We start from the raw sequence: 18,901 nt of genomic DNA, 5'->3' as shown, positions 1-18,901 counted from the left end.
CTGGCGGCACGCCGGCGCGCCGGGTCGCGTCGCATCTGCGACGTGTCGCAAACAGGCGGTAGCTGCATCCACGTCCTCTGCATATTGTGCGCCATTCGAACGGGCGCGGACGCGCCCGCTTTATCCCCTTGGAGTCGCGGGCAATGGCAGAGTTTCCGAAACAGGCGAAGGTCGTCATCGTCGGCCTGGGTGGCATTGTCGGCGCGTCGATCGCGCATCATCTGATCGAGCGCGGCTGGACCGACATTGTCGGCATCGACAAGTCGGGCATCCCGACCGATATCGGCTCGACCGCGCATGCCTCGGACTTCTGCTACACCACGAGCCATGATTTCCTGTCGTGCTGGACGACGCTCTACTCCATCGATTTCTACGAAAAGATGGGCCATTACGCCCGCATCGGCGGTCTCGAAGTGGCGCGCGTCGGCGATGACAGTCGCATGGACGAGATCAAGCGCAAGATCGCCTCGGCCAAATCCTTCGGCACCCGCGCCCGGCTGATCGAACCGGCCGAGATCAAGGAAAAATTCCCGCTGATCGAAGAGTCCATGGTGCAGGGCGGCCTGTGGGATCCGGACGCCGGCCTGGTCATCCCGCGCTCGCAGACCGTCGCCGGCAAGCTGGTCGACCAGGCGGAAGCTACGGGGAAACTCAAATCCTTCGCCAACACGCCCGCCAAATCTCTCATCGTCGAGGAAGGCCGCATCAAGGGCGTCGTCACCGACCGCGGCACGATCATGGCCGATTATGTCATCGTCTGCGCCGGCATCTGGGGCCGGCTGATCGCCGAGATGGTCGGCGAGGACCTGCCGGTCATGCCGATCGACCATCCGCTGACCTTCTTCGGGCCTTACAATCAATTCGCCGGCACCGGCAAGGAGATCGGCTGGCCGCTGCTGCGCGACCAAGGCAATTCGGCCTATATGCGCGACACCGGCGATCCCAAGACCGCTGAAGGCGGCCAGATCGAATGGGGTTACTACGAAGAGACCAATCCGCGTCTTTGCCATCCGCGCGATTTGCTGGAAAAGGATCAGGCGCGGCTGTCGCCGTCGCAGCGCGATCTCGACATGGAGCAGATCCTGGCGCCGCTGGAGCGCGCCATGGAACTGACGCCGATCCTGGGCGAACTCGGCTACAACGAAAGCCATTCCTTCAACGGCCTGTTGCAGGTGACCGCCGATGGCGGCCCGTCCATGGGCGAGAGCCAGAAGGTGAGGGGCCTCTGGTACGCCGTCGCCATCTGGGTCAAGGACGGCCCCGGCATGGGCAAGCTGATCGCCGACTGGATGACGGACGGCCGCACGGAAATCGACCATCACGCCATCGACTATGCGCGCTTCTATCCGCACCAGACGAAAGAGCAGTTCATCTGGGATCGCTGCACCGAGACGGCGATGAAGGTCTACAATCCGGCGGTGCATCCGCGCGAGCCGTTCTCCAAAGGCCGCAACATCCGCCGCTCGCCGTTCTGGGAGCGCGAGAAGGAGCTTGGCGGCTACTTCATGGAGCTGGGCGGCTGGGAGCGCGCGCATGGCTATGCCGCCAACGAGCATCTCCTGGAGAAGTATGGCAACCGGGTTCCCATACGTGAGAACGAGTGGGACAACCGACATTTCTGGCGGGTGTCCAATGCCGAGCACCTGGCGATGAGCGAGGATTGCGGCATCGTCAACCTCTCGCATTTCTCGATGTACGACATCGAAGGGCCGGACCATGTCGCGCTGCTGGAGTGGCTGTGCGCGGCCAAGATTGGTGGCGACAACAACATCGGCAAGGGTATCTACACCCACTTCCTCGACGAGGAAGGCATGGTGCGCGCCGACTTCACCGTCATCCGCATGGCCGACCGCTGCCGGCTGATCGACGGCGCCGACGCCGGTCCGCGCGACTTCCGCTACATGCAGCGCACCGCGCAGGACAAAGGCTTTGACGTCACCATCACCGACGTGACGGAAAAATATGTCACCATCGGCATCTGGGGACCGAACGCCCGCACATCACTGCAGAAAGTGGTCGAAAATCCGGATGGTCTCTCGCTCGAGAACTTCCCGTTCGCGGCGATCAAGCCGGTCAGGATCGGCGGCAAGGACGTCACCGCCTTCCGCATCTCTTATGTCGGAGAGCAGGGCTGGGAACTGCACATGCGCTACGAGGACGGCCTGGCCGTTTGGGACGCGCTGCGCTCGACCGGGGTCATGCCGTTCGGCGTCGAGACCTATGCCAACACCCGGCGCATGGAAAAGAGCCTGCGCCTGCAGAACGCCGACCTGTTGACCGAGTACAATCTGCTCGAGGCCGACCTTGCCCGACCGAAGGTCAAGGAGAACGATTTCTGCGGCAAGGCAAAACATGTCGAATACCGCGCCCGCGAACACCAGCCGGCGATCCTGTGCACGCTGGTGATGACGGAAAACGTCGATTCGAAGGGTGTTGCCCGCTATCCCGTCGGCACCATGCCGGTGATGGATCCGAAGACCGGCGAGACGCTGGTCGACGAACTCGGCCGCCGCTCCTTCACGACATCGATGGCCTATGGCCCGACCATCGGCAAGAACATCGGCCTCGCCTATCTGCCCTGGGCGCATGCCCAGGAAGGCCGCAAGTTCGCCATCGAATATTTCGGCGAGACCTATCCAGTCGAAGTGGCTGCCGTCGGCTACAAGCCGCTCTACGATCCGGAGAATTTGAAGCCGAGGAGTTGAGCGTCGTCAATTTCTCGGCAGCACCGCTCATCTTGGTGTGACGCAGAACGAACAGATGAAAGCCCGGCTCCTTGCCGGGCTTTTCTCTTTTTAAGCTGGCAATTCTCGCCTACCGTCGCTTCGGGCGGAGTGAAGCACTTGCGGCGATTTGGCTGGGACAGGAAGAACGATGCGCTGGTGTTCAGCGTGAATGGGAACATCCCCGTTCTCGTCAGCTGGACCTTTGCCATCCCGGTTGTCCTGCCCTTTCTGCACGAGTGGTCGACGCGTCCCAAAATCGCGCTGATCCACACATCGATCTTTGCCGCACTGTTTTTCGTATCGGTGATCCTGCACGAACTGGCGCACACATGGGTTGCCCACCGGCAAGGGATCGGCACCAACAGGATTGAGCTTTATCTGTTTGGCGGGGTTGCCTACTTCAAGCGCGGCGCCACATCGTCCTATGGTTGGGCGTGGATTGCGTTTGCCGGACCCCTGACCAACATCCTGTTGGCGGCGTTTTTCGCTGCTTCCTATTATCTGATCGCCAAACCTTTGGCGCCTGTCGAATCGGACAGCTTGTTCAGTGCGCCGCCTCCAATGCCGATGACTTATCTTGCGTGGACGCTATGGATCGGCGCCATGTTGAATGGGGTACTCGCCGTCCTCAACATTCTACCGGCATACCCTCTGGATGGTGGGGTGATCGCGCGGCATCTGCTTGCGCGGCGCTTCGGCGAGGGGCGGGCGGCGCGTATCGTCGGGTTCTGCGGTGTCGTGCTGTCGGTATTGCGTTTCGCCGTGATCCTGCCCGCCGCGATAGCAGGCATCCTGTTGTGGCTGCCGCCATCATTCAAGCCGAACTGGAGGGCGCTTCGTGGCACCGGCAGAAAGAAGTCCCGTCCAAACCCGGAAGCGGCGAAGGCCGGAGCCGACGACGTGGAATGGCGCGGCAAAGGTGGGCGACCCATCAACAAATGAGGCCGAACCGCGCCGCCGTTTCGGGGTTAGATGTAGAAGCCCTCAGTCCCGGCTTTTTGCTTTGTCAGCAGCCGGTTTTCGCTTACCTTCGGGTATGTCTGCTTTTTCTTGCGCACGACATTTCCTTTCAGGCAGCGCCGCGCTGGCGCTGGGGCTCTGGCTGGTGCCGCCGGTTCAAGCCGCCGAGCCGGTCGACGTCGAGCTGGTGCTGGCCGTCGACGTGTCGCTGTCGATGTCGCCGGGCGAACTTGAAATCCAGCGTCACGGCTATGCTGCTGCGCTGACGCACGACAATGTTCTGCAGGCCATCGCCGATGGCGCCTACGGCAAGGTCGCCGTCACCTATGTCGAATGGGCGGGAGCGACCACGCAGCAGGTCGTCGTGCCGTGGACGGTGATCGCCAGCCGGGCCGATGCCGAGCGGGTGGCCGCGCAGCTTTCCGCCCATCCGCCGGCCAGCGCCCGGCGCACCTCGATTTCCGGCGCGCTGGAATTCGGCAGCGATCTGTTCGCCGAAAGCGGTTTTCAGGGGACAAAGCGCGTCATCGATATTTCCGGCGACGGGCCCAACAACCAGGGCGCGCCCGTCGACATCACCCGCGACGCGGTGGTCAAGCAAGGCATCATCATCAACGGCCTGCCGCTGATGACGCGCGGCGGGTTCGGCGGCGCCTATGACGTCAACAATCTCGACCGCTACTACAGCGACTGCGTCATCGGCGGTCCCGGATCCTTCATGATCCCGGTCAATGACTGGACGCAGTTTCCCGAAGCCATCCGCCGCAAGCTGGTGCTGGAGCTGGCCGGCGCCGCTTCGCCGCAACGGGCGCGCGAGGAGGCCGGGCATCCGCCGGTGGTGCTGGCGCAGGACCGGCCGACCGACTGCCAGGTCGGCGAAAAGATGTGGCGCGACCGCAGCTGGATGTTCGATGCGCGTTAGCGTTCGCATCATCACGCTGCCGTGAAGGGCCGGTTTCATTGACAAGCCCATGGGCGTCTGTGACACAATTCGGCATCCGAAAAAACAAGGGGAACCGACATGAACAAGACCATCGTCGCTGCCGCGGTATTGGCGCTTGCGGCTGCAATATCCGTGCCGGCCGAGGCTGCCACATCGGTCACCATCGGCATCAGCGGATGGACCGGCTTTGCGCCGCTGACGCTCGCCAAGCAGGCCGGCATCTTCGAGAAGCATGGCCTCGACGTGACCCTGAAGAAAGTGCCGCAGGCCAGCCGGCCGCTCGCCATCGCCAGCGGCGATCTGCAATGCGCCGCCACCACGGTCGAGACCTGGCTGGTGTGGAACGCCTCAGGGGTGACCACCAAGCAGATCTTCCAGCTCGACAAATCCTATGGCGCCGACGGCATTGTCGTGCGCAACGACATCAAGACCGTCGCCGACCTCAAGGGCAAGAATGTCGCGTCCTCGGCGCCGGGCACGTCGCCCTATTTCATGCTGGCCTGGGTGCTGAACAAGAACGGCCTGTCGACCAAGGATGTGACCGTCGTCAACCTGGAACCGGATGCGGCGGCGCAAGCCTTCCTGGCCGGCCAGAACGATGCGGCGGTCACCTATGAGCCGTTCATCTCGGCGGTGCGCGACAAGTCCGATCAGGGCCACATATTGGCGACCACGCTCGACTACCCGATGGTGCTCGACACGGTCGGCTGCACGCCTGAATTCCTCACCGCCAATCCCGACGCCGCCAAGGCGCTGGCCGACAGTTATTTCGAAGCGCTCGACCTGATCAAGAGCGATCCGCAGAGATCCTACGAGATCATGGGCGCCGACGTGAAGCAGTCTGCGAAAGAATTCGAGGATTCGGCGAAATACCTGAAATGGGCCGACAAGGCGGAGAACAAGCAGTTCTTCACCAAGGAATTCCAGGACTTTTCCAAGACCGCCGGCGAGCTTCTGCTGCAGATGGGGTTGATCAAGGAAGCGCCAGATGTTGCCACGCTGGCCGACACCAGCGCGGTGGCGAACTGATAGTCCGGCCTTTGACCATTGTGCGGCGGCGCCTAGGGCCGCCGCTCTCTCCTGGACAAGTGATGATTTGACGATGCGGACGATCTGAAGATGCGCCCCTTGCATCCGGTGTCGCCGGGCATTCGAACCGTGCTTGGCATTTCCTTCTTCGTGCTGTTCGTCGCCTTCTGGGCGTGGATCACGCTTGGCGGCCACGTCAACCGCATCTTCCTCGCCGACCCGCTGTCGATGCTGCGGGATGGTTGGCGGCTGCTGGTCGAGGACCGCTTCTGGCTCGACATATTGATCACCATCTGGCGGGTCTTCGGCGGGTTCCTGCTGGCGTCGATCGTCGCCGTGCCGATCGGCATCGCCATGGGCGCCTGGAAACCAATAGAGGCGTTTCTGGAGCCGTTCGTCTCCTTCGCCCGCTACCTCCCGGCTTCGGCCTTCATTCCGCTGCTCATCCTGTGGGCCGGCATTGGCGAGCTGGAAAAGCTGCTGGTCATCTTCGTCGGCTCGGTGTTCCAGATCATCCTGATCGTCGCGGTCAAGGTGGGCTCGACGCGGCGCGACCTGGTCGAGGCGGCCTATACGCTGGGTTCGACCAACAGCGGCATCGTCAAACGGGTCATCATGCCGGCCAATGCGCCCGAGATTGCCGAGACGCTGCGGCTGGTGCTCGGCTGGGCTTGGACCTATGTCATCGTCGCCGAGCTGATCGGTTCGTCCTCAGGCATCGGCTACATGATCATCAACAGCCAGTCGCGGCTGGCGACAGGGCAGATCATCTTCGGCATCATCGTCATCGGGCTGATCGGACTGTTGTCCGACTTCGCCTTCAAGGCGTTCAATCGCTGGCTCTTTCCCTGGAGCCTGGCATGAGCAAGTTGCTTATCGAAGGCGTCTCGCGAACCTTCGCCGGCGTGCGCGGCGGGCAGCCGGTCAAGGCGCTGATGCCGGTCGACCTTGCGGTCGCGGCCAACGACTTCATCACCATTCTGGGGCCGTCCGGCTGCGGGAAGTCGACGCTGCTCAGGATCGTTGCCGGCCTGGAAGCGCCGAGCGAAGGCCGTGTGCTGCTCGACGGCAAGGCGGTGACGCGGCCGGGACCGGATCGCGGCATGGTGTTCCAGTCCTACACGCTGTTTCCGTGGCTAACGGTGGCGCAGAATATCGCCTTCGGACTGCGCGAACGTGGCATGGCCGAAAAGGAGCGAGACGGGATCGTCGCTTCCTATGTCGACCTCGTCGGGCTCAAGGGCTTCGAGAACCATTGGCCAAAGCAGCTGTCCGGCGGCATGCAGCAGCGCACGGCGATCGCCCGGGCGCTGGCCAACGACCCCGAAATCCTGTTGCTGGACGAGCCGTTCGGTGCGCTCGACAACCAGACGCGCGGACTGATGCAGGAACTGCTGCTCGGCATCTGGGAGCGGCGCAAGAAGACAGTGCTGTTCGTCACCCACGACATCGAGGAGGCGATCTTCATGGCTTCGCGGGTGATCGTGATGAGCGCGCGGCCAGGCCGCATCAAGTCGGATGTCGCCATCGACCTGCCGCATCCGCGTCACTATACGCTGAAGACCAGCCGGGAGTTCTCGGCGCTCAAGGCGCGGCTGACCGAGGATATCCGCGTCGAGGCGATGCGCACAGTACAGGCGCAGCCCGCCGAAGCCTGAGTGCGTTTTCGGATCAGGCCGCCAGCAATTGCTTGCGGTCGACGCGCTCCTGCTGCGGCGAGCGGGCATAGAGTTCGCGGTAGCATTTGGAGAAATGCGACGCCGAGACGAAGCCGCAGGCGACCGCTACCTCGACCACCGGCATCGAGGACTGGATCAGCAGGTGCCGGGCGCGGTCGAGGCGGATTTCCAAGTAGTAGCGGGCAGGGGATCTGCCCATCTCGGTGCGGAACAGGCGCTCGATCTGGCGGCGCGACAGGTCGACATGGTCGGCGATCTCGATCAGCGACAGCGGTTCGGAGAGATTGCCTTCCATCAGTTCGATGATGGTCAGCACCTTGGAATTCTGCACGCCGAGGCGGGCGCGCAGCGGCAGGCGCTGGCGGTCGGTGGGGCTGCGCACGCGGTCGGTCAGCACCTGCTCGCACACGCGGTTGACCAGATTGTCGTCGAAATCGTCGCCGATCAGCTTGAGCATCATGTCGAGGGCGGCGGTGCCGCCGGCGCAGGTGTAGATGTTCTGGTCGATCTCGAAGAGGTCGGCAAAGACGTTGGCCTTGGGAAAGGCCTCGGAAAAGCCCGGCAGGTTTTCCCAATGGATGGCGCAGCGCTTGTTGGAGAGCAGGCCGGCGGCGGCAAGGATATGCGCGCCGGTGCACAGGCCGCCGACGGCGACGCCTCTGTTGTATTCCTCGCGCAGCCAGGCGAAGGCCGACCTATTCTGGTAGCGCTCGACATTCATGCCGCTGCAGACGATGGCCATGTTCGGCCGATCCGGCCCGGCCATTTTCTTGCGCTCTTCCTCGAGCGAGGTGTTGACGGCGCATTCGACGCCGTTGGAGGCGCGCACCGGCTTGCCGTCGATGCTGGCGAGGCGCCAGCGATAGGCCTCATAGCCGAGCATGCGGTTGGCCGAGCGCAGCGGGTCGAGCGCCGTCGCAAAGGCGATCATGGTGAAGTCCGGGACAAGGAAGAATACAAACGATCGCTTGATCGGATGCTTTACGGCGTTCAAGGGAACCTCACGCGGCCATGGCGCGAACAGGATGTCGCGAACAGCACAGCGACATCAGGAAAAACCATTCCTGTCAATCGGCTAGGGGGCTAAGCGGAAACTATATTTGCGACATGGGTCGCAAATGAGCAATCGTCCGGGATGACAGGCACGGGCTGCCGACGGATTGGGCATGGTGGCGGCGGCATAGGTGCCAAAAATGAGAAACGCCGCTTCGGTCAAGCCGAAGCGGCGCTGTTATCGACTATCGGCAGCGGCAGGGAAGCGCTGAGCGCTAGCCGTTATCTCAGGCAACGAAACCGAGGCGCACCGCATTCATGGCACCGGTCTGGCCGGGCATGGTATTGGCAAGGCGCTGGCGCTCGAGAGCGGTCGTCAGGTTCATTTCGCGGCGGGCAAAGAGGCGGGCAAAAAGCTTCATCATCATCTCCTATCGGTTGCTCAGACGGGTCGCCTTCGCTTGATGGAGTGGGGCAGCTCGTTTGCTGACGGTGATATAGGCCTGCGTGAGCAGAAACTAAATCGCAAATGCGAAGCGCTTGAATGGAAATGCGACATCGTTTGCGACATTATTGGGCATGGTGCCCAAAATTTACGATTACTTACAGTGTGTTACCGGCGACATTGAGGCGCCATGCAAGTGACGCATATGCGCCATGCAGCGGCGACACGGCTCTGAAAATCATTTGAGTGCAAATAAGTTGGAGAAAGCCTGCAGGGCCAATAGAGAAGGCCTGCCGGGCTGGTCTGCGCGGCAGGCCTTCAGCACAAGGTACACAATGGTTTACTTTGCTCCAGCCCAGGATCCGACGCCGTGGCGTGCACCGGTCTTGGTGTCGGCAGCTTCAGGCCAGCCGATATCCTTCTGCAGTTCGATCGGCAGCGAGCGGATCGCACGTTCGGTCTGGAAGCGGGCGCGGGCCGCGCTCAATTCGGTCGCAAGCCGACCGATGGATGACAGGATAGACATTTCATTCTCCTTTGGTTGTGGCACGTCCCGCATGAACGCGTTCCGTCGCCTGGATATTCCGCATCGAGTGCAATTCCGTGTCAGGAGCGTTGGAGCCATGGCACGTCCTGCCTTCGATGGAGTTGACTATCCTCCCAATCTGATGTTCAATCAAACGAAATGGAATGATGCTTCACATCAGAAAAATTGAAGGTCGATCCCGATGAACGCCCCACTCAATCATCCGCTGCCGCTGCTCGATCTCGACGTTTTGCGCACCTTCGTGGCCATTGCAGAGACCGGCAGTTTCACCACGGCGGCCAATGCGGTGTTCCGCACGCCGTCGGCGGTCTCCATGCAGATCAAGAAGCTCGAGGACATTCTCGGGCGCTCTGTTTTCGCGCGGGATGCGCGCTCGGTGACGCTGACCACGGATGGCGAGATGCTGCTCGGTTATGCCCGCCGGCTGTTGTCGATCAACCGCGAGGTGGTGTCGAAGTTCATCATCCCCGAGATCGTCGGCGTGGTGCGGCTCGGCTCGCCGGACGACTATGGCGAGCGCGTGTTGCCGCATGTGCTGAAGCGTTTCGCGCAGTCGCATCCGTCGATTGCCGTCGACGTCACCATCGACCAGAGCAGCAATCTGCGCCGCCGCATGGACGACCGGGCGCTCGACATCACGCTGCTGACCAATTCCTACAAGACCAGCGCACTCGGCGCCGAGGTGCTGCTCACCGAGCCGATCGTCTGGGCCGGCGCCAAGGGCGGCAGCGCGCATCTGCGCGAGCCTTTGCCGGTGTCGCTGTGGGAAGAGGGCTGCGCCTGGCGGGCCGGCGCGCTCGATGCGCTGAGCCGTGAAGGCCGCAATTACCGCATCGCCTATATGAGCGCCCACACGGCAGGCCAGCGCGCCGCCATCATGTCGGATCTCGCGGTTGCACCGTTGCCGAAGTCGTTCCTGGGCAACGACATGGTCGAGCTTTGCCCGAAGGACGGCATGCCCGATATCGGCACCTACAATCTGGCGATGGTGGTGTCGCCGGACGCCAGCGCGCCGGTCAAGGCCGTCGCCGACCATATCCGTGCGACGTTCGAGCTTTTCCGCGAAACCGGCAAGTTCTAGAGCGGTTCACCGTTTCACGGAAACGGCGAGCCGCTCTAACTCCTTGTTTTGACTCAATTCCCAAGGGAAAGCGCTACACGCTTTCCCGGGAAAACCGTTTTACACTTTTCCTGGAATTGCTCTGCTATTCCGCTGCTTGGGCGGGGCGCGCCGCGAGAGCGGGTCGCGCCGTGCGCCGCGCAGTTGCGCGCCGCTTGGTGGGCTCACCTTCAAGGAAGGCGACGATGCTGTCCCTGGCGCGACGCGCCTCCGGCATCTCGATCAGCGGCCAGACGTGGAACATGCCTTCCTCATAGACGACGTCGATATCGACGCCGGCAGCGCGTGCCTTTTTGGCGAAGATCAGATTGTCGGGGCTGAGCAGGTCGTGCGAGCCGGTCAGAAGCAGGGTCTGCGGCAGCACCGAGAGGTCGCCATAGAGCGGACTGATATGCCAGTCCCTGCGATCGATGCCGGCACTGTACATGCGGATCGCTTCCAGCCCGCCGGAAATGCCGAGCCACGGATCGTTGCGTTCCGCCTCGAACACTTCGGGGTTGGACAGCGACATGTCGAGGCCGGGTGAAATCAGCACGTGGCGCGACGGCAAGGGCAGGCCTTCCTCAGCCGCCATCATGGTCAGCACGACGGCCATGTTGCCGCCCGCGGAATCGCCCATGAAGACGATGTCTTCAGCGTCGGTCTCATCCAGCATCTGCCGGTAGACGTCGCCGACCATGCCGAACATGGCGTGGAAATCATGCTCCGGCGCGATGGGATAGATCGGCACGGTGATGCCGAAACCCAAGCGCTCGGCCACCTCGGCGATCAACCCCCAATGATAGGATGTGATCTGGAAGACATAGGCGCCGCCATGCATGTAGAGGATGCGCCTGCGTTCGCCGGCCTTCGGCGCGATTTCATAGACAGGGAAGCCATCGACGCTGCGCTCGGTGATATCGAGCTGCTCCCGCAGCAATGCCGGGGGATGATGATCCTCGGTCTTGCGGGCATAGGCGATCCAGCGCTGCAGGTTTTCCGGGCTGGCAAATGCCTTCTTGCGGCTGTGCCGGAGGATAAAGGAAACGAGGTGGCTTTTGAAACTGGGCATTCGCGTACACAAGCTCGGCCGCAGCCGACTAAGAGAATTCCCCCACTGTCTCGAAGATCGTACCTCCAGCCGAAATGTCAAGATTCTGGCCCAAGCCAACACGGTTGTTTGATCAGCCAGGTCCGCTGTTTTGCGCAGCGCGGCTCAGCGCCGGGGCAGCAGCGCGGCGCGCAGCTTGACGTCGGTCGCAGCCGGGACCATGCGGCGGCCCCGGCGCTTGGTCAGCAATTTGCACTTGTCGGCGAAGGTCATCAGCGGCCCGAGCCCAGGATCAGACGCGACAGGTTGGTCTGGGCGTCGATGCGCGGCGACACGGGCCAGCCGATGTCCTTCTGGATTTCGGGTGGCAGGTTGTTCATGGCGCGCACGGCCTGTGCATTCTTCATGGCCGCACGAAAACGGCCCAGGGTCTCGAACATCTCTATTCTCCTTTGGAGCGTTGTGGCGGCGGAATAGTCCGGTCCGCCATTCGATGTCCGTTAAATGCTTCACGTCTGTATCGGACGGATTGCGCCAAAACAGCGTTTCGGTTTCCAGATCGGTGCGATCTGGAAACATTTGCATACAAATGAAATTGGGCGAATTGGCGGCCTTCGTAAGGCGGCTTATTCCCGGCTGCGCCTGGCGGCATGGCCTTCGCGCGAACGCCGGCGCGGGGCGGCGTCGCCGGCGACGCCATCCTCGCTGACGGTCTTGCGTGGCGGCAATTTCACCGCCGCCGACAGTTTCGGGAACGGATCGACCTTGTTGGGAAGCGCCATGGCGTAGACGAAATGCTCCTGGAATTTCGGCTCCAGTGCGGTCTCGATCTTCTCGATGTGGCTGACCGTGTCCTCGATCTCGCGGCGATAGCCGCGGTTGAGCAGCGCCATCCGCGCACCGGCGCCGGCGGCGTTGCCGACGGCCGAGACCTTGTCGAGGTCGCAGTCCGGGATCAGGCCGAGCACCATGGCGTATTTCGGATCGATGAACGAGCCGAAGGCGCCGGCGAAATGGATGCGGTCGACGTGTTCGGTGTTCTGCTTTTCCATCAGAAGCTTGGTGCCGGCATAGAGCGCCGCCTTGGCAAGCTGGATGGCGCGCACGTCGGTCTGCGTGATGGTGATCTTGGGTTCGCCTTCCTTCAAGACATAAGAGAAGGTGCGGCCGTTGACCGTGACGCGCGGCGACCGCTCGGCCAGCGACCCGTCGATGACGCCATCCTCGGAGATGATGCCGGCGAGGTACATTTCGGCCACGATCTCGATGATGCCGGAGCCGCAAATGCCGGTGACGCCGGTCGCCTGCACGCTATCCAGGAAGCCGGGGTCGTCGGACCAGAGTTCAGAGCCGATGACGCGGTATTTCGGCTCCAGCGTATCGGGGTCGATGCGCACGCGCTCGATTGCGCCGGGGGCAGCGCGCTGGCCGCCGGAGATTTCCGCGCCCTCGAAGGCGGGACCGGTGGGCGAGGAGGCTGCGACCACCCGCTTGCGGTTGCCAAGCACGATCTCGGCATTGGTGCCGACGTCGACGATCAGCATCATCTCGTCCTGGCGATGCGGGCCTTCCGACAGCGTCACGGCTGCGGCGTCGGCGCCGACATGGCCGGCAATGCAAGGCAGCATATAGAGGCGGGCGCCCTGGTTGAGCTTCAGGCCGATATCGGAGGCCTTGATGCGCACCGCGCCCGAGACGGCGAGTGCGAAGGGCGCGCCGCCGAGTTCGGTCGGATCGATGCCGAGGAACAGATGGTGCATGATCGGATTGCCGACAAAGACGGAATCCAGGATGTCGTTGCGCTGGACATTGCCTTCCGCGCAGACCTTGTCGACCAGGCCCGAGATCGCCTCGCGTACGGCGACCGTCATGCCTTCGCGGCCGTCCGGGTTCATCATCACATAGGAGACGCGGCTCATCAGATCCTCGCCGAAGCGGATCTGCGGGTTGGAGGTGCCCGACGAAGCGGCGACGCGGCCCGACAGCAACGACACCAGATGCATGGCGATGGTGGTCGAGCCGATGTCGCAGGCCAGTCCATAGGCCTCGTTCTTGAGGCCGGGCCAGAGTGCTATGACGCGGGCGATGTCGCTTTCGGCATCCTTGTGGATGGCCGCGGTCGCGGTCCAGTTACCCTTGCGCAGTATGCCTTGCACCTGCGGCATCAGGTAGAAGTCGAATTCGAGGTTTTTAAAGCCCCAATCCTTCATCAAGGCGATCTTGAGGCGGTCGAGATCGCCCAGCGGCTTGTGCATGTCGGGCTCTTCGATCTCGACATAGCACATGCGGATTGCCGCATCGCGGGCGATGACGCGCGTGTCGGCATCCTTGCGGATGGTCTGGGCGTTGATGACCGTGTCCTGCGGCACGTCGATGACGAGGTCGCCGAGGATCTGCGCCGAGCAGGACAGGCGCCGCCGCTCGGGCAGGCCGCGGACGCGCTCATATCGCTCTTCCTTGGCGCCCTTGGGCGAGATGTGGTCGTTGGACGAGACGATCTTGTGCTTGGCGAAATTGCCTTCCTGCACTTCGATCTGGCAGCGACCGCAGGTGGCGCGGCCACCGCAGACGCTCTCGACATAGACGCCGAGCTGACGCGCGGCATCGAGCACCGGTGTGCCGACGGGAAAGCGCCCGCGCTTGCCTGACGGCATGAACAGCACGAGCGGATCAGTAATGTTTGCAGGCGAGTTCACGATTGCGCGCTTATCCCCTGGCCATGCGGGCTTCACGGCCGCCGCGCCGGCGACCGCCATTGCCGCCGCCTTCGCCCGGAGCGTTAACGGCGGTGGGCGCTGCGACCGCCTGGCCGCCTTCGGCCGGTTTGTAATCCTTGTAGGTGCGGATCCAGTTGGTGCAGTTCTCGTCGGTGCCGTTGAGCACATTGGCGCCGCGCACGGCTTCCATTTCCTGCGGGCGAACCGGGTTCATGATAGCGCTAGTCATGCCGGCGCCGATCACCATCGGGATGAAGGCGGCGTTGATGCCGTGGCGGTGCGGCAGGCCGAACGAAATGTTGGACAGGCCGCAAGTGGTGTTGACCTTGAGCTCTTCGCGCAGACGGCGCAGCAACGCGAAGACCTGGCGGCCGGCATCGCCGAGCGCGCCGATCGGCATCACCAGCGGGTCAACGACGACGTCATGCGCAGGAATGCCGAAATCGGCGCAGCGCTGCACGATCTTCTTGGCGACGGCGAAGCGCACATCCGGATCCATCGAAATGCCGGTCTCGTCGTTGGAGATGGCGACGACCGGAACGTTGTACTTCTTGACCAGCGGCAGGATGGCTTCGAGCTTTTCCTCTTCGCCGGTCACGGAGTTGACCAGCGGCCGGCCCTTGGCGACCTTGAGCGCTGCCTCGATGGCGGCGGTCACCGACGAGTCGATCGACAACGGCAAGTCGACAAGGCCCTGGACGATCTCCAGCGTCTGCACGAGCAGGCCGGGTTCGGTTTCGTTCGGATTAACGGAGGTGACGCCGGCATTGACGTCGAGCATGGTGGCGCCGCAGGCGGCCTGTTCCAGCGCATCCTTGACGACGGTCTCGAAATTGCCGGCGATCATCTCGGCGGCCAGCTTCTTGCGGCCGGTCGGGTTGATGCGCTCGCCGATGACGCAGAAAGGCTGGTCGAAGCCGATGATGATCTCTCGTGTCGCCGAGGCGACGATGGTCCGGGTCATGAAGTCTCTCCGCCTGATATAAAGATTTCTTTATATCGTTGTCTGGTTTCATTCAAGCGAATGGCTGGCCGTCCGCGCTGTCAGTGCGCGGTCTTCACCATATCCACCTGCGTTTCGGTAATGTCGTCGTGCAGTATGCTCTCGAGCCGGTCGGCGACCATCTGATCGTCGTGGCGGATCTCGCGTTTCCATGGCTGGCGGCCTTTCAGCACACCCGATTCATCGACGATCTCGGCGACATATTCCTCCTGGCGGTAGGCCATCACATGGATGCCGGAGACACCAGGAATTTCCTTCACCTCGTTGATGATGTCGGTGCAGAGCTGCTTGCCTTCCTTCTTCTGGTCCTGCGCACCTTCCAGCCGCTTGATGATGGCGTCGGGAATATGAATGCCCGGCACGTTGGAGCGGATCCATTTGGCCGTCTTGGCCGAAGCCAGCGGGCCGACGCCGCACAGGATGAAAACTTTTTCCGTATGCCCCAAGTCCCGCGCCCTCTGCATGAAGGTTCTGAACATCGGCACGTCGAAGCAGTATTGCGTCTGCACGAACTGCGCGCCGGCGGCGATCTTCTTGCCGAGATGGATCGGGCGGAAATCGAAGGGTGGCGCGAAGGGGTTGACGGCGGCGCCGAGGAAAATTTGCGGCGGCGTCGTCAACTTGCGGCCGGACAGGAACTTGCCGTTGTCGCGCATGATGCGGCAGGTTTCGAGCAACGACATGGAATCGAGGTCGAAGACAGGCTTGGCGCCGGGCTGGTCGCCGGCCTGGACGCCGTCGCCGGTGAGGCACAGCATGTTGGCGACGCCCATGGCGGCACCGCCCAGCACGTCGCCCTGGATCGCGATGCGGTTCCTGTCGCGGCAGGCGATCTGCATGATCGGCGCATAACCCATGCGGGTCAAAAGCGCGCAGATGCCGACCGACGACATGTGGCAGTTGGCGCCGGAGGCATCGACGGCATTGATGGCGTCGACCCAGCCGTCGAAGATTTTCGCGCGGTTATAGACGTCTTCGGGATCGGCGCTGTCGGGCGGGTTGAGCTCGGTGGTGACCGCGAATTCGCCGCGCCGCAGCACACGCTCCAGCCGGCCACGCGAGGAGTGGCCGGGCAGCGGATCGAGCGGCAGATGGATGCCGGCCGGGTTTTCATCGCGCTGGCGGCCGATCACGCGGCCGCTCCAGTGTTGGCTTTGGCCGCTGCTTCACGGGCCGCTGCCGACTGGGCCGTCACCCGCAGCCAGGCCGAGGTTTCGCGCAGCGACTGGTCGACCGGCTTCTGCACGGTCAGGATCCTGTCGCCATGCTCCATGTTCCGCGAGCCTTCCCAGGCCTTAACCCAGACGCAAGGCATATCGGGCTCGACCTCGCAATTGCCGTTGGCGCGCACACCGCCGCAAGGGCCGTTGCGCAGCTGCTTGGGGCAGTTCATCGGGCACGACATGCCGGTCGAGGACAGGATGCACTGGCCGCACATGCGGCAGTCGAACATGAAGCCCTTGACGCGCCTTTCGACAAACTTGATCGGCGCCTCGACGCGCCCATAGCCGAGGCCTTTCCAAAGCGGATGAAGAAGCAGGAACATGTCGGCGAACCTGGAGTAGAACCATTCGAGCAATCGCGAGTGCCGAATGGACCACAGCCTGATGGCAAACGACCGCTGCACGCGCCGCTGCGGCGACACGTCGGCCGGCTTGTAGTCGGATTTCGGCGCTGCCTTCTTGACCTGCGTGGCCTGGGTAAACGGCTGGGTAACCCTTGGCCCTTCTTTGGCAGGAGTGGTTTCAGACATTTTCTTTCCCGCCTGCCTTGACTAGAGCGACCAGCCGCTCGCGGTCGTATTTCGCGTCGATGTCGCTGAATGCCTTCTCGACCTCGACTTCGAGGTCGTCGCCGACCGGGATCGGATCGGCCTTGCGCCATTCGGCGAGGTAATCGTCGGTGCCGCCGGCGCCGGTGCGCATGGCGCACATATCGATCGCCTCGGTGAAGCGCAGCGGCAGTTCGCGCTTGGCGTTCTGCCGGCCCTTCTTGACAATGACCTGGGCGGGGATGTCGCGCCAATAGACGACGATCAGATCGGCCATGAATTCTCTCACTCCCTGTAGAGCGCCGTGCGTCCATGAGGGAAACGACGCTCCACCACTTTGTCCAGCAGGTGCGAGCATTGCCGGATGCGCAGTGGGGCTGCTTGTTATGGGACGACGCGCGCGCATTCAAAAGCGACGCTATTGAGAGTCGCAAAAAGAAAGGCGAGATTCCGAGGGAAGGCTGGCTACCAAACCCGCTTGGTCAGGCCGGTCCAGAGATAGAACCAGATCGTCGGGTGGTACCATTGTTTCGAGGGCAGGTCCGGCTTGATCGTGGCCAACTTTCCGTCCAAGGCGTCGCGGACCGCCTCGACGCAGATGTCGCGCGAGAACGCCGCCTGGCGCAACGCATAGCTCGAAATGATGTCGCCGGGCTCCGGCTTGCCGCGCGCCTGTTTCAACACGCCGCCGGTGTCGACGCCGGCGTCGACCAGATGCACGGTGGTGCCGAAATTCTGGAGATCGCCGGAGGCCAGCGCCCAGTAGCCGCCATTCATGCCGCGGTATTTGGGCGCGATGCCGGCGTGGTAGTTGAGCACCGGGCAGGGCATTTGCGCCAGCGTCTGCCGGGACAAAATCCGGCAGCCGGCGAGCAGCACCACGCCCGGGCGGATGTCGGCGACCGCCTGCAGGCAATCGGGCCCGTCGGCGGAGGAGACGTGGATGATCTTTTGTCCCGGCCTCGGCTCTGTCTGCAGTTTTTGCGCTGCGATCAGCCGCTCCGCGTGCCCGGCGAAGAAGCGTTTGCCGAGCCTGGTCAGCACCATCGTGCCAAGCTGGCCGATGGCCGAAAACAAGCCCTGGCGGCGCGCCCGGCCGAGCAGCAATTGTTTTTTGGATTCAGGGCTTTCGAGGATGACGCTGACAGGACCGAACTGGTCGGCGATGGCGTTGACGATGGCCCAGATGTGCGGCCCGCCTTCGGTGACGATGACGATCGCAGCACTTTTTTCAACCGCTGATGCCATGGCGCGCTTTCTTGCCGGCGCGCAACCATTTGCCGTGCGCCGCCCGGCTCAATTCTGTGCCGGGCGAGGTTAAATCTTGATGACCGCCGGGCCAGCGAGAGACCAACGGATCAGCGCTTGAACTCGATGATGTCAAGTTTCGATTCGTAGTAGGGCGCCGGGAATTCGATGCGCCATTCATTGGCGCTGGTGCGGAAGGCATAGCCGACCTGGTCGCTTTCCGGGCCGCTGCCATAGGGTTTTGGCTTGTTGTCATTGACATAGCCGGAGCCGAGATAGATCGCGCGTTTTTCGCTATCGTCGAAGAAACGGCCCTTGGTGCGTTGCGAGCCGCTGACCTTTTCCAGCTGCCAGCCGGAGCCATCGTCCGTGACCTTGCACTTGAACCAGCCATAGATGACCAGCGGGCCGGTCAGGCCCACCTTGATGGTTCGGCATTGCCAGTTGCCGCTCAGGTCCTTGTCGGAAAAGGCCACTATCGGCTTTGCCAGCAGCGCGTCGAGTTGGCTGACCTCAGCCGGGTCTCCCGCTTTTGCCTCGGCCAGCGCCGCCTTGCGGGTCTCGCCATATTTGTCGAGGCGAACCTTGTCGGCAGGCGTGATGATCTTCTGCACCTCGCCGTCGGCGCGAGCGGGCAAGACGAGGCAGAGGAGGCCAAGGGCGGCGAGCAGGACGCGAGGGGTCATCGGT

19 protein-coding genes are annotated in these 18,901 nt (G+C 62.8%); 7 read left to right on the top strand and 12 right to left on the bottom strand.

Going from position 1 to position 18,901, the window contains the following annotated elements; genetic code table 11:
- The first annotated feature begins 143 nt into the window (after window positions 1-143).
- The 6 genes from NKI64_RS16950 (at window position 144) to NKI64_RS16925 (ending at window position 7,316) form a co-directional block, all read left to right on the top strand.
- Window positions 144-2,705 carry a GcvT family protein gene (locus tag NKI64_RS16950; protein ID WP_352668859.1) on the top strand — a complete coding sequence of 854 codons (2,562 nt, stop codon included), beginning with the start codon at window positions 144-146 and terminating at the stop codon, window positions 2,703-2,705.
- A 138-nt stretch (window positions 2,706-2,843) separates the two neighbouring features.
- Window positions 2,844-3,668 (top strand): site-2 protease family protein, encoded by an 825-nt coding sequence (locus tag NKI64_RS16945; RefSeq protein ID WP_352668857.1) that lies wholly within the window; start codon window positions 2,844-2,846, stop codon window positions 3,666-3,668.
- 94 nt (window positions 3,669-3,762) lie between these two features.
- Window positions 3,763-4,608 (top strand): DUF1194 domain-containing protein, encoded by an 846-nt coding sequence (locus NKI64_RS16940; RefSeq protein ID WP_023691008.1) that lies wholly within the window; start codon window positions 3,763-3,765, stop codon window positions 4,606-4,608.
- A 99-nt stretch (window positions 4,609-4,707) separates the two neighbouring features.
- Window positions 4,708-5,658 (top strand): ABC transporter substrate-binding protein, encoded by a 951-nt coding sequence (locus NKI64_RS16935; RefSeq protein ID WP_023688106.1) that lies wholly within the window; start codon window positions 4,708-4,710, stop codon window positions 5,656-5,658.
- Between the two features lie 90 nt (window positions 5,659-5,748).
- Entirely contained in the window at window positions 5,749-6,522 is a 774-nt protein-coding gene (locus tag NKI64_RS16930) for an ABC transporter permease (protein WP_023688107.1), read from the top strand.
- On the top strand, window positions 6,519-7,316 hold the full coding sequence (locus NKI64_RS16925) for an ABC transporter ATP-binding protein (RefSeq protein ID WP_023696446.1): 798 nt from the start codon (window positions 6,519-6,521) through the stop codon (window positions 7,314-7,316). Before NKI64_RS16930 ends, NKI64_RS16925 begins: the two co-directional genes overlap by 4 nt.
- Window positions 7,317-7,329: 13 nt before the next feature.
- Here NKI64_RS16925 and NKI64_RS16920 read toward each other — a convergent pair whose 3' ends face one another.
- From NKI64_RS16920 to NKI64_RS16910, 3 genes are all read right to left on the bottom strand, one after another.
- Window positions 7,330-8,268 (bottom strand): GlxA family transcriptional regulator, encoded by a 939-nt coding sequence (locus NKI64_RS16920; protein WP_348524244.1) that lies wholly within the window; start codon window positions 8,266-8,268, stop codon window positions 7,330-7,332.
- Window positions 8,269-8,617: 349 nt separating this feature from the next.
- Window positions 8,618-8,752 (bottom strand): hypothetical protein, encoded by a 135-nt coding sequence (locus NKI64_RS16915; protein WP_023681787.1) that lies wholly within the window; start codon window positions 8,750-8,752, stop codon window positions 8,618-8,620.
- A gap of 363 nt (window positions 8,753-9,115) precedes the next feature.
- Complete coding sequence (locus NKI64_RS16910) at window positions 9,116-9,301, bottom strand: hypothetical protein (protein WP_023681786.1); 186 nt, start codon at window positions 9,299-9,301, stop codon at window positions 9,116-9,118.
- A 202-nt stretch (window positions 9,302-9,503) separates the two neighbouring features.
- Between NKI64_RS16910 and NKI64_RS16905 the strand changes: the two genes are divergently transcribed.
- Window positions 9,504-10,403, top strand: a complete 900-nt coding sequence (locus NKI64_RS16905; protein ID WP_023670389.1) for a LysR substrate-binding domain-containing protein — start codon at window positions 9,504-9,506, stop codon at window positions 10,401-10,403.
- Between the two features lie 124 nt (window positions 10,404-10,527).
- On the opposite strand, the gene NKI64_RS16900 is transcribed toward NKI64_RS16905, so the two are convergent.
- The 9 genes from NKI64_RS16900 to NKI64_RS16860 form a co-directional block, all read right to left on the bottom strand.
- Complete coding sequence (locus tag NKI64_RS16900) at window positions 10,528-11,493, bottom strand: alpha/beta hydrolase (RefSeq protein WP_023688109.1); 966 nt, start codon at window positions 11,491-11,493, stop codon at window positions 10,528-10,530.
- Between the two features lie 251 nt (window positions 11,494-11,744).
- A complete protein-coding gene (locus tag NKI64_RS16895) occupies window positions 11,745-11,912 on the bottom strand; it encodes a hypothetical protein (RefSeq protein WP_196813564.1) in 168 nt (55 codons plus the stop codon).
- Window positions 11,913-12,098: 186 nt separating this feature from the next.
- Complete coding sequence (locus tag NKI64_RS16890) at window positions 12,099-14,228, bottom strand: ASKHA domain-containing protein (RefSeq protein WP_032905612.1); 2,130 nt, start codon at window positions 14,226-14,228, stop codon at window positions 12,099-12,101.
- Window positions 14,179-15,153: a methyltetrahydrofolate cobalamin methyltransferase gene (locus NKI64_RS16885; protein WP_023681781.1), complete on the bottom strand. Its 975-nt coding sequence runs from the start codon at window positions 15,151-15,153 to the stop codon at window positions 14,179-14,181. The genes NKI64_RS16890 and NKI64_RS16885 overlap by 50 nt, the downstream gene beginning before the upstream one ends.
- An 80-nt stretch (window positions 15,154-15,233) precedes the next feature.
- Window positions 15,234-16,325, bottom strand: coding sequence for a methylenetetrahydrofolate reductase (locus tag NKI64_RS16880; protein ID WP_023681780.1), 1,092 nt, complete (start codon window positions 16,323-16,325; stop codon window positions 15,234-15,236).
- On the bottom strand, window positions 16,322-16,945 hold the full coding sequence (locus tag NKI64_RS16875; protein WP_023681779.1) for a methylenetetrahydrofolate reductase C-terminal domain-containing protein: 624 nt from the start codon (window positions 16,943-16,945) through the stop codon (window positions 16,322-16,324). Before NKI64_RS16875 ends, NKI64_RS16880 begins: the two co-directional genes overlap by 4 nt.
- Window positions 16,938-17,240 carry a virulence factor gene (locus tag NKI64_RS16870; protein ID WP_023733766.1) on the bottom strand — a complete coding sequence of 101 codons (303 nt, stop codon included), beginning with the start codon at window positions 17,238-17,240 and terminating at the stop codon, window positions 16,938-16,940. Before NKI64_RS16870 ends, NKI64_RS16875 begins: the two co-directional genes overlap by 8 nt.
- Before the next feature lie 188 nt (window positions 17,241-17,428).
- A complete protein-coding gene (locus NKI64_RS16865; protein WP_023733765.1) occupies window positions 17,429-18,211 on the bottom strand; it encodes a formyl transferase in 783 nt (260 codons plus the stop codon).
- Window positions 18,212-18,321: 110 nt separating this feature from the next.
- Window positions 18,322-18,897, bottom strand: a complete 576-nt coding sequence (locus NKI64_RS16860) for a DUF4893 domain-containing protein (protein ID WP_023670399.1) — start codon at window positions 18,895-18,897, stop codon at window positions 18,322-18,324.
- Between the last annotated feature and the right edge of the window lie 4 nt (window positions 18,898-18,901).

The sequence above is a fragment of the Mesorhizobium sp. M0478 genome (assembly GCF_040321305.1).
Lineage (GTDB): Bacteria > Pseudomonadota > Alphaproteobacteria > Rhizobiales > Rhizobiaceae > Mesorhizobium.
This window is presented reverse-complemented; position numbering and strand designations above follow the sequence as displayed.